Consider the following 12,848-nt stretch of genomic DNA (forward strand, 5'->3'; position numbering starts at 1 on the left):
ATTACATCAATTTTATATGCATGCATTTAATAAAACAACTTCAAACTGTGCAGGTTGTCATCAACATGCGTCATGGGACAATTTGTCCCCATGTAGGCAGATAACTGTTCATCACGCTTGCGTATCTTCTTTAGATAATCGCTCGGATTCTTGCTATCTGTCAAAACGGCAACCACATCCACTACAGAAAAATACCATTCTTCTTTTTCGTTATTCCAAACGGAGCGGACTTGTTTACCCTCAAATAATTTAATTTCATTATCCATATTGATCCCCTTCATATACAGTTATCCCCTCTTTAACTATTAATTTTATAATATTGTTTGATTACTAACAATATGAATTAACAATCAAAACGGCGGCAACTTCTAGGTAAAAACTGCAAAATATATTAAGCTAATTACTTCTTACTAGGAGCTGCCCCAACCGATTCACGCACGATGAGGGCAGTTCCCAATTTTTTATGCGAAACAGGCAAAGATTCTTCATTAAAACGTATTTGATCAATCAAACTTTCTGCAGCCAAGCGTCCTTTTGAAGTAATTGGCTGATGAACCGTAGTTAATCGAGGCGTGCAAATTGTAGACAAAGGCAAATCATCATAACCCGTAATGGAAAGATCGTCAGGAACGCGTAATCCTTGCTGTTGAGCTGCTCCAAGCACACCCAACGCAATAATGTCACTAAACGACACAATCGCAGTAGGCCTATATTCGAGACTAGTGTCATTCCACATTTTGTTGAAAACATCAGCTCCACCCTGATACGTGCAAGGCGTTTCTATAACGGTAATTTCTTTATCTTCAGGTGACAAGTTATGCTTTTTAAGCGCACGCACAACACTTGCCATGCGCCTACCAACTATTCCCTGCCATCCCGGATAATCAGTATGCGATTTCGTCTCAATTGCTGCAATACCAATATTCCTATGGCCTAAATCAATAAGTCGATCTACTAAATCTTCAAAATCATGCTCATCATCGACTTCTACAGTTGGAACGTTAATAGGTTGAGCAGGATCAACAATCACTACAGGAACATGCTTATTCAAAATTTCAACAACTTCTGCACGTTCAGCTTCCAAGCCACAAATTATAAAACCACTTACCGCAGCCGTAGGAATAGCTTTTAACATTGAACCTCTTAGCGGAGGAACAAGCATCAAAGTGTAACCTTCTGACTGGCAAACCTGCCCAATTCCTTGAATCAAGAGTGAATAATAAGGATTTTGCAAAATCGTATCAATACCTTGCGGAAGCAACAAGCCCAATGCATTCGAAGAATTAGTTCGCAATGCTCTAGCTGTTGCACTTCGCACATATCCCATTTCTTCAGCAGTTTGCATAATATGTTCAACCGTCGCCTCAGATAGTTTTGACGGATCATTATATGCAAAAGATACTGCAGACTTGGAAACATTAGCTTTCTCTGCAACATCCTTAATAGTCACTCTACGAACATTCATAGCTTCCCTACTGCTTCACCTTCATACAATATAATGGATTTTTCTCCCATACGGTATTGATTACCTATTATACTTGGCACACCAAATAGCGAACTATCTATACGCACTGGCAAATCATCACAATTGATGTAAGCTCCAGATCCTCGATGCGCTAAACATAAGCACGCACGCCCTGAAGGCAAAGTACGAGTAATACACACAGTATGTTTTCCCAAAGCAGCTACATGCTGCCGGCCATATTGGAGAGCAGCATTTTCTCTACGTAGACGCATTAATTTGCAAACTGTTTTACGAACAGATAAATTCCAATCATTCTCATTCCAAATCATAGGAGCGCGGCAACCCGGATCATTTTCTCCTTCCATGCCATTTTCATCACCGTAATACACCATAGGAGCGCCATCAGCAGCAAATAACAGAGCGTAAGCTAAATTCTCAGCGTCTTCAGCAGGTGTATCCCAAGCATATTCATGAGCCTTTGTGCGCGTAAGCAAGCGCTCAGTATCATGACTCCCAAGCAAATTCAACATACAAGAGCGATGTTCGTCTGGAATATCGTTATACAAAGCATTCATGCCATCTGCAAAATCATAAGCATCCAAAGTTTCATCAGCGCAAAAACCTAGGACTAAATCACGAACAGTATAATTCATGGTTCCATCCATAAGTTCAGGAGTAAGCCATTGAGAAGGGTTACGCCATTCTTCAGCTACTAAGTATTTATCATCTCCAAAAGATTTCACTACTTTATGGAAACCTTTCCAAAATGTTTTATTTACGAAATATGGAACATCTAAACGCCAACCATCAATACCACGATTCAACCAATATTTAGCAACGTTATAGTGATGTCTGCGCACTTCTGGATTATATACATTCCATTTTGGCAAATAGTAGCAACCGGAACATGTTTTATAATTCGGTTCTGGATGAGACACTACAGGAAATCCCTCTACCGAAAACCAATTAACATATTGTGATTGTTCACCGTTGCGAACAACATCTTGGAAAGCCCAATGACCTATTCCACAATGATTAAATACACCATCTAAAACTACACGAATCTGCAATTCATGAGCACGTTTAATAAACTCATCAAAATCTGCATCATTGCCAAGTCGAGAATCAATTTTGAAGTAATCAGTAGCGTCATAACGATGATTCGTATCTGCTTGGAAAATTGGGGTAAGATACAGAGCATTTATACCCATATCCGCAAGATATGGAAGATGCTTACTAATACCTTGCAAATCACCACCGAAAAAATTATCTCTAGTTGGAGATTTATCCCATGATTCTACAGGATTAGGGTTAATAGAAGCATTTGCATTTGCGAAGCGCTCCGGAAAAATTTGATAAAATACGCTTGATTTTACCCATTCAGGTTGCATGACTTGTTCCTAACAAATAGTTAATTTTACAAATTACGAAAGTTTTAGCACTTCTTCAATCTTTAAGGCCAGTAGAGGCTATTCCTCGTTCAAGAGCTTTTTGGAAGAAGAAGAAAATAATAATTGATGGTAACGTTGACGTCAAAGTTCCAGCCATTAAATAATTCCATGACGTACCATAACGTCCAACAAAACCACTTAATCCGATTTGTATAGTACGCATTTCTTCAGCATTTGTAACCAACAGAGGCCACAGGAAATCATTCCACGCAAATAGGAATGAGAACACACCAAGAGTTGCAAGAGCTGGCTTAGAAAGCGGCAGAATAACTTTAATAAAAATACCAAGACTTGAACATCCATCAATTCGTGCAGCTTCATCAAGTTCACGCGGGATAGTACTAAAATGCTGACGCAGCAAAATAATGCCAAATACATCAGCCAAACGCGGAACAGTTAACGCTGCCATAGTATCAATCCAACGCAGCCTAGCAATAATACCGTACATAGGTATAACAGTTACGAAGGCTGGAACCATGAAAGCAGAAAGTAGCAGCACAAATAATATTTTCTTTCCAGGAAACTCTAATCGCGCAAAAGCAAAAGCTGCCATAGCGTCAAACGCAAGGTGACCAACTACAATAATTGCCGACATAATCAAGCTATTAATATAATAATTTGCAAACGGAGCGCTTTGCCAAGCATGCAAATAATTTTCCCAATGCCACGATGTTGGAATCACTGACTGAACGGCGTACGTTTCGGCTTTTGTTTGCAACGACGTTGTAAACATCCACATAAATGGAATAAGTACTGAAGCTGCACCAACAATTAGTACAATATGTCGAGCAAGATGCAACGAACGCAATCTCGTAAAAACCTTACTTATTTTCTGCATTACTTACCTTCCATTGTACAAGAGTTACGATAAGAACTAACACCAGCGACGCTATAGCAATTGCCGTACCATAACCGAAATTGCCTAATCTAAATGCTTGACGATACATAAACATTCCAAGTACGTCAGTGCCACCTCGAGGACCACCTTCAGTAAACACATAAATTAAATCAAATGATTGGAAACTGCTAATCAGCGCTTGCACAACCACGAAGAATGTCATTGGTCTCAACAGAGGAACTGTAATATAACGCAGCTGTTGCCAGCTCGTAGCACCATCAAGACTTGCCGCTTCATAAGTCGACTTAGAAAGAGATTGCAAAGCAGTCAAATATAGAATGATATTAAAACCTAAGTTCTTCCAAACTGTAAGAAATATAGTAGCGAATAATGCTAGCCACTTATTGTGGAGCCAGTCGGGTCCTGCAATATCGAAGGACGAGAGTACAGAATTTACAAGACCCGATGGATCCAACATATATTTCCATACAATTGCTACAGCCACCGAGGAGGTAACGACAGGAAGGAAATATATGGTGCGATACAATCCGCGAGCGCGAATTGGCGCATCTAGTAATACCGCAAAAATCAAACCGGAAACAACCGATAACACAGCTACGCCAAACGCATATATAACAGTCACAGTTAGACTATTCCAAAATTCTGGATCTTGAGATAGTTTTACATAATTCTTCAATCCAATAAAATCTGGATTTGCAGAAAAACCGTTCCAATTCGTTAAGCTCGTGTAAGCTGCAGAAATAATTGGATAAAAAGTGAAGATGACGAGAATCACTAATCCAGGAAGCAATAATCCCCATGCTGTGAGAATTTGCTCCCATTTTCCTACAGTTTTATGATCATTTCGCATCAGCTTGCTACTGCCAACTTTTACGTTGTCAATAGCAGCTGGCTGCTTATTTTTTAGCTGTGCTATCGGGTTACGCATGACTACTTACCTTGCGCTATTACGTCGTTGACTGCTTTTTCTGCATTCTTTAATGCAGTATCAACATTTACTTCGCCAGAAAATGCTTTTTCCATTTCCTTTGCGAATGCCAACGAAATCTGTGGATATAGCTTAGTGTTCGGGCGAGTATGAGCAGTTGCCATTTGTTCAATGTACGGCAGCAAGCGAGGCTCTTTCTTCTCAACCCAGGAACGATACTCTGCGTTGCTAGCTGCACTCTTTGTTGCAGGCAGGAATCCAGTAGACTCGCACCAATCAAGAACTTGCTTATCTTGCAAGAACCAGGTAACAAATTCAGCAGCGGCTTTTACTTTTGCATCATCATTATTAAACAACATTGCCTGTTCTCCACCAAGGTTGGTAGATGGCTTACCACCTTCAGGGGTTGGCAATGGCGCTGCAGCAAAATCAAACGGCGGATCAGCAGCCCAAATACCTACCATCCAAGAACCTTCCTGAGCAGAACCACCCTGGCCTTTTTCAAACTTGCCCCATCCTGCGTATGGACTCACTCCGCTTTTAATAAGATCCATCCAGAAGTTTGCAGCTTTCTTACCTGCAGGAGTGTTAAATGCTGCGGCAGAGTTATCTTTCTTTAAGAATTCGCCACCGGCTTGCCAAAGATTGACTTGGAAGTTCCAAGTAAGAGCCTCACCGCTGTCTCCTGCTTCAGTTGGCAAATCGTAACCTGGAAGACCAGTCTTATCCTTAATCTGCTTTGCCATTTGCTTTAATTCATCCCAAGTTTTTGGCGGCTTATCTGGATCTAAACCAGCCTTCTTAAATACTGTGCGATTGTACATATACGCAAGATTATTGGCTGACATTGGAACGGATACTAAGTGACCATCAATTGAGCCGAAATTCTTTAATGCTGGGTTAATATTGTCAATTACTTCAGGCTTGAGAAGCTTTTTTAAGTCTGCAGATTTGCCAATTTGCGCCATTTGAGGCATCCAAATCAAATCACCTATGGCCATATCAGGCAAGGTATTTGACGTAGCAGATGCGCGTAATTTTGTTAAGAAATCAGCATTAGGAACATTCGTAGTTTTAATCTCAATGTTCTTGTGTGAAGCATTAAATGCTTTTACTTTTTTATCGAAAGCATCTGCATTAGCACCATCCCAGTAGTGCCAAACAGAAACAGTTGTTTTACCTTGAGTATTGCTTGTAGAGCTTGTGCCGCCACCGCATGCAGTAAGAGACAGCGCAGCAGCGAGCATCATAGAGATTGCTCCAAACTTTTTTAGTTTCAACATCGTTGTTCTTCCTTAGAAATATTTAGAGAAACTTAAAGGTTCTTGGACATACCGCCCAATGAATCATTTGATATATAGCAACGCCAGACTTCTGCTGCAAACAGCGTCGTTTACTCCTTTCACTAATGAACAACCACTTTTGCTAATGCCTCAGCATCGAGCATTAGACGCGTGCCTTTTTGTATCTTGCTTTACTGGCTAAGCGAGAATTACTTTAGATTGCACATTATTTTGTTCGTTATTGAAATATACTAAATCGTTCCAATAAATAAGTCAAGCGCGCGTTTTATACAAAATCGCCATATCTTGTTACGCAAATTACGTATCAAAATATGGCGATTATTATGACTAGCTATACGCGCTACAAAACTTTAGGATTTATTGCCAAAATTAGGCTCGTCAAACTCAGCATCACTTGAAGAATAATCATCGTCGCTAGCAACGCTACCTTCAAGATCCGGGCCAGCAGCTACACGAGCCACTTCTTCCATACCTTTGTTATCAGATAGAAGCATGCGAACATAGCCAACAACAAATCCAACAACAGCAGGGCAAACCCAAGCCATGCCAAATTCCGAGAACGGCAGCCAGTTTTGAGCAACAATCAACATATCGTTCATATGCAATGCATTGCGCAAACCTGTTGGCAAACTATTCAAAAAGTCAAATACAGCTGCAATACCAGTAAAACCAAGCGTCCAAGCATACACAACTTTGGAATTACCAAAAAGTCGACCGCACAAAGCCAAAAGAATCAATACGATTGACAGTGGATACAAGAACATCAATACTGGAACCGCATATTCGATGATTGCGCTCAAACCAAAGTTTGCAAGACCAAACGAAACAAGCGTAATCAACACAGACCAAACGCGATAGCTAGGACCCTTAGGGAATAACTTAGAGAAGGTTTCCGAGCAGCTTACGATTAAGCCAACCGCAGTCTTTAAGCAGGCAAGCGTTACAGTTGCAGCAAGCACAAACAAGCCAGCATTTCCAAGATGATAGCGTGCAACTTGCGCCAAAGTTACGCCACCATTTTCCGCAGGTGGGAACATTGCACGGCTACGCACACCAACAACAACAATTGCAACGTAAATCAACGCCATAAGCAAGCAGCTAAAGAAACCAGAGCGAGCAGTATTCACTGCAACGTCTTTAGGATCTTTCACACCAAACTGGCGAATGGTGCTAACAACCACAATTCCAAATGCCAAGCTAGCTAAAGCATCCATTGTGTTGTAGCCATCTAAGAATCCTGTAAAGAATGACTTATTAACGTAATTTCCCATAGGAGCAGCATCCGCAGAAGCGCCGCTTACAGGAGAAAATAGTGCTGTAAATACCAAAATCGCTAGGAACACAAGGAAGATTGGCGTAAGAACTTTACCAACCCAAGTAAGTATGCCGCTTGGCTTCATAGCAAAGAAGAACGCGAGCGCAAAGAACACTACAGAGAACAAGAATAAGTAAAGCTGACCGTTTCCATCTTGCGGAATAACGCGCTCTAAACCAACAGTGTATGAAGTTGTTGCGCATCGTGGTATTGCAAAGAACGGTCCAATTGTTAAATACAGCACACAAGTGAAGAACATGCCGTACTTTTTGCTAGCTTTGCTAGAAAGCTCAAAAAGACCGTTTGCGCGGCTCATTGCAAGTGCTGTAACGCCAAGCAATGGCAAACCAACTCCAGTAACAATAAAACCTAACGCTGCAGGCGCAGAATTAGTTCCTGCATTAGCACCAAGAAACACAGGAAAAATCAGGTTTCCTGCGCCAAAGAACATACCAAACAACATGACCGCCACGTACGCGGACTCAATAATTGTCAGGTTCCTTTTTTTCGGGGCACTGTCTGTGCTGACACTTTGTGTTGTGACGCTCATGCTTACACCTCCTATAAGGATAAATTTGTATTTACATACTATTCAGCTAAATCTATAACTTTATATTGTGGATTTAAAGCGAAAATAATATTAGGGGGTATATTAATAAATCGCATGTACTTAATCGACATAAATTTACAATCTCGCGCGTGTCTTCTAATCAAAAATAAGTAGGACGCTGGAATATTACCAACGTCCTACTTAATCAAAAAATGCAATATATTTTTGCTCTAAATCTTATATAAAATAAGCAAAATCACATCTTTTCTGGAGCAGAAACACCAAGCAAATCAAGGCCTTCTGCAATTACAGTGCGCACAGCCGCGTTAAGCTTAAGCCTGGCTGCAGCGCGCGCTGGCTCTGGGCATTTTGCAATACGTTGAGCTTCGCGCTCGGCTTCTGGCAAACGATTTTCTGGGTCGCTTAACTCCATTGGCACTACGCGCTCAAGGTTGTACCACTTGTGGTAGCTTGCAGCCAAATCCTCAAGATAATGTGCAACGCGGTGAGGAGCGCGCAAATCGCCAGCTTGAGCCAAAGCTGCAGGCCATTGCGCCAAAGCAGCCAACACTTCGCCGTCAGCCTCGGTATTAAGCAAGCTTAAATCAGCGCCATCTTGCGTAATTCCAGCATCCGCTGCGTTTCGAGCAACATTGCAGCTGCGCGCGTGAGCGTATTGCACATAGTACACAGGATTATCGTTGCTGTGAGAAGCAAGCAAATCCAAATCAATATCAACGCTTGTGTTGTAGTCGGTGCGAGCAAGCGAGTAGCGCGAAGCGTCAACACCAATTGCATCAACTAAATCGTCAATCGTAATAACGTTTCCAGCGCGCTTGCTCATGCGCACAGGCTTGCCGTCCTTCATAACGTTTACAAGCTGGCCAATAAGAATCTGCATGTTTTCGCCTGGCTTGTCACCAAAAGCCGCGCACATTGCCATCATTCGGCCAATATAACCGTGATGATCCGCACCAAGCATGTAAATTGCCACATCTGCAGGATTCTGCTCGCGATGACGCTTATTGCGATAGTACGCAATATCTGCAGCAAAGTAAGCATAATTGCCGTCGGACTTAATAATTACGCGATCCTTGTCGTCGCCATGCTTAGTTGATTCGAACCAAGTTGCTCCGTCTTTTTCGAAAATATCTCCACGCTCACGCAAGTCTGCAATAGCGCGCTCAACTTCGCCATCCTCATACAAGCTGTTTTCGTGGAACCACACGTCAAAACCAACGCGAAAATCGCGCATAGACTTGCGAATTTCGGCAAACATCATTGGGACCGCGCGCTTGCGGAATTCTTCGCGCTGCTCGGAATCGCCTTCGCCAAGCGGCAAACCTTCCTCGTCTTTTCCAAGATCAATTCTTGGCAAAGAAAGAATATCAATTCCGTCCGCTTGTGCTTCTTTTATAACAGCATCTGCGATTTCGTTAATATACGCGCCTTTGTAGCCATCTGCAGGCGTTTCTTCGCCGTGAGCTGCAGCAACTAAAGACTTCGCGAAACGGTTAATTTGCTCGCCGTGATCGTTGAAGTAGTATTCGCGCACAACTTTTGCGCCGTTTGCTTCCAAAACTCGAGCCATGGAATCGCCAACAGCCGCCCAGCGAGTGCCGCCAATATGAATTGGGCCAGTTGGGTTTGCGGAAACAAACTCAAGATTTAAAGTTTTGCCGCCCAAGTGCGTGTTCTTGCCAAAATCAGCACCCTGCTTTAAGACCTCGTCTACGACTGCCGCTGCAGACGCAGAATCAAGCGTTATATTAATAAAGCCAGGGCCTGCAACTTCCACAGATGCAATACCTTGCGCTTCTTGCAAACTTTCTGCAAAAAGTTCCGCTAAATCGTGAGGCTTCATACCAGCCTTCTTAGCAAGCTGCATAGCAACATTCGTAGCCCAATCGCCGTGTGCGCGATCCTTTGGTCGCATTACTGCAAGTTTTTCGGCTGCAGGAATCAAATCTTCTGTTAGACTGCCAGCTTTACCGTTTGCTACTAAATCTTTAGCGATTTTTTCAATTAATTCACTTAAGCTTTCTGGATTCATGGTTTACAGTCTAGCGTTACCGCGCGATGCTTCGCGATTACAATACACAAAAAGCGCTGGAGTCGAAGATTGACTTCCAGCGCTTTTGTTTTGCAATTAATTATTTTCGATTACTTGCGATTACTTGCGTTTACTTCTTTTTTGCAGGAGCTTCGCCAAGTTCGCTTTGAGCAACAGAAACGTTTACGTTAGCTGCATCAGACTCTGCAGAATCTTCAGCAGATTCAGCATCAGCAGCAACAGCAGCCTTAACAGCGTTAAGCTTTACTTCTCCAGTAACGCGACCCGCTTCAGCTACATCATCCAAAGTGTCCTCAACAGCCTTATAAGCATTTTCTGCAACGTTCAAAGTTACTTGCAAAATAGGAGTCTTCATAGAAACTTTTGCTTCAGACTTAATCTTGCGCAAAGTAGCCAAAGCCTCTCCCGCATAAGCCAAAGTATCTGCAGAAACACCGTTTGCAGCAGCTTCATAAGCCTTAGCACATGGCCAGCTTGCGCGATGCACAGAGCCTTCGCCGTCATGCATCCAACTCCACACTTCTTCCGTAGCGTAAGGCAAGTAAGGAGCAAGCAAACGAGCCAAAGCGTCGAGAGCAAGGCCAAGAGTTGTGCGAGCAGACTTTACAGCGGCCTCACTTGGAGTGCGACCAGTGGATTCTGCAGTACCGTAAGCACGATTCTTTGCAAGCTCAATGTAATCGTCGCAGAACTGCCAGAAGAATGTTTCGATTGCTTCCAAAGCCTTAGAATGCTCGTAAGACTCAAGCGCATCAGTTGAGTTGCGAATAACGGATGCAAGCTTTGCCATAACTGCGCGATCCAAAACTTCAGTAACATCAGCAAAATCCCAATCCGCGGTAGCAGACTCAAGAACCTGATGCTCCTCATCTTCGCGACCAATTGCGAGCGCAAACTTCGTAGCGTTCAAAAGCTTAATCGCAAGGCGGCGGCCAATCTTCATCTGGCCTTCGTCGTAAGTTGCATCCAAGCCAAGTTTTGCAGAAGTTGCCCAGTAGCGCACAGCATCTGCACCAAACTCTTCGATTGGCTTGTTTGGCACAACCACGTTGCCCTTAGATTTAGACATCTTCTTGTGGTCTGGGTCAAGAATCCATCCGGAAAGTGCAGCGTGCTTCCAAGGCAAGCAGCCGTTTTCAAGATGCGCACGGTCAACCGTACTAAACAGCCAAGTACGAATAATATCCTGACCTTGTGGACGCAAATCCATTGGGAAAGTAGCCTTAAACAAAGCTTGATTTTCTTCGCCTGGTTCTTCCCAACGAGTCACAATTTGTGGAGTTAAGGAAGAAGTTGCCCAAGTATCCATAATGTCTTGCTCAGCAGTAAAGCCGTTTGGCTGGTCGCGCTGAGATTCGTCGAATCCTTCTGGAACGTCAATAGTTGGGTCGATTGGCAAACGGTCTTCGCTAGGAGTCAAAGGATTTGCGTAATCCACTTCCCCATTTTCGTTTACTGGGTACCAAAGTGGGAACGGCACGCCGAAGAAGCGCTGGCGAGAAATAAGCCAGTCGCCATTCAAGCCGTGAACCCAATTCTCGTAGCGCACGCGCATAAAGTCTGGGTGGAAGTTAAGTTCCTTGCCGCGCTCAATAAGCTCAGCATTCAGCTTTTCGTCAGTGCCGCCGTTCTTTAAGTACCATTGGCGAGAAGTGACGATTTCCAAAGGCTTATCGCCCTTTTCGTAGAAGTTCGTCATACGCTTTGTTGGCTTTGGTTCGCCATCCATGTCTCCGGCAGCCTGCAAAGCTTCAACAACTTCCTTACGAGCAGAGAATGCTGTTTTGCCAGCAATCTTCTCGAACATTTCGCGACCGGACTCGTCTGTAATCCAATCAGGAGTGGTCATCACAATGCGGCCGTTACGCTGAATGATTGGTCGAGTTGGCAAGCTCAAATCGCGCCACCACTCAACGTCAGTTACGTCACCGAAAGTGCAGCACATTGCAATGCCAGCACCCTTGTCCATTTGAGCGGCAGGATGAGCCAAAATCGGCACCTTAACTTTGAACAGTGGAGAATAAACTTCTTGGCCAAAGTACTTCTTATAACGCTCATCGTCTGGGTGCGCAATCAAAGAAGTGCAAGCTGCAAGCAATTCTGGGCGCGTAGTTTCAATATAAATTGGCGTGCCATCTTCAAAACGGAACGCAATCTTATGGTAGAAACCAGGATATTCGCGAGCCTCAAGTTCTGCCTGAGCAACTGCAGTCTGGAATGTAACATCCCACAAGCCTGGAGCATCTTTTTGATACGCTTCTCCACGAGCAAGATTGCGAAGGAATGCTTTTTGTGCAACTCGGCGAGGCTGCTCACCAATCGTGTGGTAAGTCTGAGACCAGTCCACAGAAAGGCCAAGCCTACGCCACAATGCTTCAAATAGCTTCTCATCTTGGGAAGTTAAGCGTTCGCAAAGTTCAATAAAGTTTTGACGGCTTACAGGAACCTGATCTTTTGCCTCAATTTTCTTGCCTTCTGTACCTTCAAATGGAGGCTTAAAATCAGGATCATATTTAAGCGAAGTATCGACTCGCACACCGTAATAGTTTTGCACTCGACGCTCAGTTGGAAGGCCATTATCGTCCCAACCCATTGGGTAGAACACATCAAAGCCCTTCATGCGCTTGTATCGCGCAATAACGTCCGTATGCGTGTAAGAGAATACGTGGCCTACATGCAAGTGGCCGCTTACGGTTGGAGGCGGGGTATCAATAGAATATACGGCCTTGCGGTCGCGGGAATTGTGGAATGCGTAAGTCTTGGCTTCATCCCAATTGCTACGCCATTTATCTTCGAGACCATCAACACCAACCTTGTTAGGAAGCGGCGTTAAATGGGCGTGCTTTACTGTGTTAACCTGTTCACTCATGAACTGAATATTAGAAACTCAGTTCGACAACGC

The 12,848-nt window shown here is 43.4% G+C and carries 9 protein-coding genes; all 9 read right to left on the reverse strand.

Annotated features, from left to right (window positions below):
• Positions 1-26: 26 nt before the first annotated feature.
• Entirely contained in the window at positions 27-266 is a 240-nt protein-coding gene (locus tag ACTJLE_RS03070; RefSeq protein WP_481267371.1) for a BRO-N domain-containing protein, read from the reverse strand.
• Between the two features lie 134 nt (positions 267-400).
• The gene (locus ACTJLE_RS03075) at positions 401-1,465 is read right to left on the reverse strand and encodes a LacI family DNA-binding transcriptional regulator (protein ID WP_481267372.1); all 1,065 of its coding nucleotides are present in this window, start codon (positions 1,463-1,465) and stop codon (positions 401-403) included.
• Positions 1,462-2,856, reverse strand: coding sequence for a glycoside hydrolase family 13 protein (locus ACTJLE_RS03080; protein ID WP_481267373.1), 1,395 nt, complete (start codon positions 2,854-2,856; stop codon positions 1,462-1,464). Before ACTJLE_RS03080 ends, ACTJLE_RS03075 begins: the two co-directional genes overlap by 4 nt.
• A gap of 55 nt (positions 2,857-2,911) precedes the next feature.
• Complete coding sequence (locus ACTJLE_RS03085) at positions 2,912-3,754, reverse strand: carbohydrate ABC transporter permease (RefSeq protein ID WP_481267374.1); 843 nt, start codon at positions 3,752-3,754, stop codon at positions 2,912-2,914.
• Positions 3,738-4,703 carry a carbohydrate ABC transporter permease gene (locus ACTJLE_RS03090; protein ID WP_481267375.1) on the reverse strand — a complete coding sequence of 322 codons (966 nt, stop codon included), beginning with the start codon at positions 4,701-4,703 and terminating at the stop codon, positions 3,738-3,740. Before ACTJLE_RS03090 ends, ACTJLE_RS03085 begins: the two co-directional genes overlap by 17 nt.
• Positions 4,704-4,705: 2 nt before the next feature.
• A complete protein-coding gene (locus tag ACTJLE_RS03095) occupies positions 4,706-5,986 on the reverse strand; it encodes an ABC transporter substrate-binding protein (protein WP_004135811.1) in 1,281 nt (426 codons plus the stop codon).
• A gap of 371 nt (positions 5,987-6,357) precedes the next feature.
• Complete coding sequence (brnQ, locus tag ACTJLE_RS03100; RefSeq protein WP_481267376.1) at positions 6,358-7,872, reverse strand: branched-chain amino acid transport system II carrier protein; 1,515 nt, start codon at positions 7,870-7,872, stop codon at positions 6,358-6,360.
• 256 nt (positions 7,873-8,128) lie between these two features.
• On the reverse strand, positions 8,129-9,925 hold the full coding sequence (argS, locus tag ACTJLE_RS03105) for an arginine--tRNA ligase (protein WP_481267377.1): 1,797 nt from the start codon (positions 9,923-9,925) through the stop codon (positions 8,129-8,131).
• A gap of 130 nt (positions 9,926-10,055) precedes the next feature.
• Positions 10,056-12,815 carry a valine--tRNA ligase gene (gene valS / locus ACTJLE_RS03110; protein ID WP_481267378.1) on the reverse strand — a complete coding sequence of 920 codons (2,760 nt, stop codon included), beginning with the start codon at positions 12,813-12,815 and terminating at the stop codon, positions 10,056-10,058.
• Between the last annotated feature and the right edge of the window lie 33 nt (positions 12,816-12,848).

Source organism: Gardnerella sp. CCPDSM, assembly GCF_056754715.1.

Coding starts and splice junctions, on each gene's coding strand:
- argS (WP_481267377.1), bottom strand. CDS start 9,925: ATGAATCCAGAAAGCTTAAGTGAATTAATTGAAAAAATCGCTAAAGAT.
- ACTJLE_RS03090 (WP_481267375.1), bottom strand. CDS start 4,703: ATGCGTAACCCGATAGCACAGCTAAAAAATAAGCAGCCAGCTGCTATT.
- ACTJLE_RS03070 (WP_481267371.1), bottom strand. CDS start 266: ATGGATAATGAAATTAAATTATTTGAGGGTAAACAAGTCCGCTCCGTT.
- valS (WP_481267378.1), bottom strand. CDS start 12,815: ATGAGTGAACAGGTTAACACAGTAAAGCACGCCCATTTAACGCCGCTT.
- ACTJLE_RS03075 (WP_481267372.1), bottom strand. CDS start 1,465: ATGAATGTTCGTAGAGTGACTATTAAGGATGTTGCAGAGAAAGCTAAT.
- ACTJLE_RS03080 (WP_481267373.1), bottom strand. CDS start 2,856: ATGCAACCTGAATGGGTAAAATCAAGCGTATTTTATCAAATTTTTCCG.
- ACTJLE_RS03095 (WP_004135811.1), bottom strand. CDS start 5,986: ATGTTGAAACTAAAAAAGTTTGGAGCAATCTCTATGATGCTCGCTGCT.
- brnQ (WP_481267376.1), bottom strand. CDS start 7,872: ATGAGCGTCACAACACAAAGTGTCAGCACAGACAGTGCCCCGAAAAAA.
- ACTJLE_RS03085 (WP_481267374.1), bottom strand. CDS start 3,754: ATGCAGAAAATAAGTAAGGTTTTTACGAGATTGCGTTCGTTGCATCTT.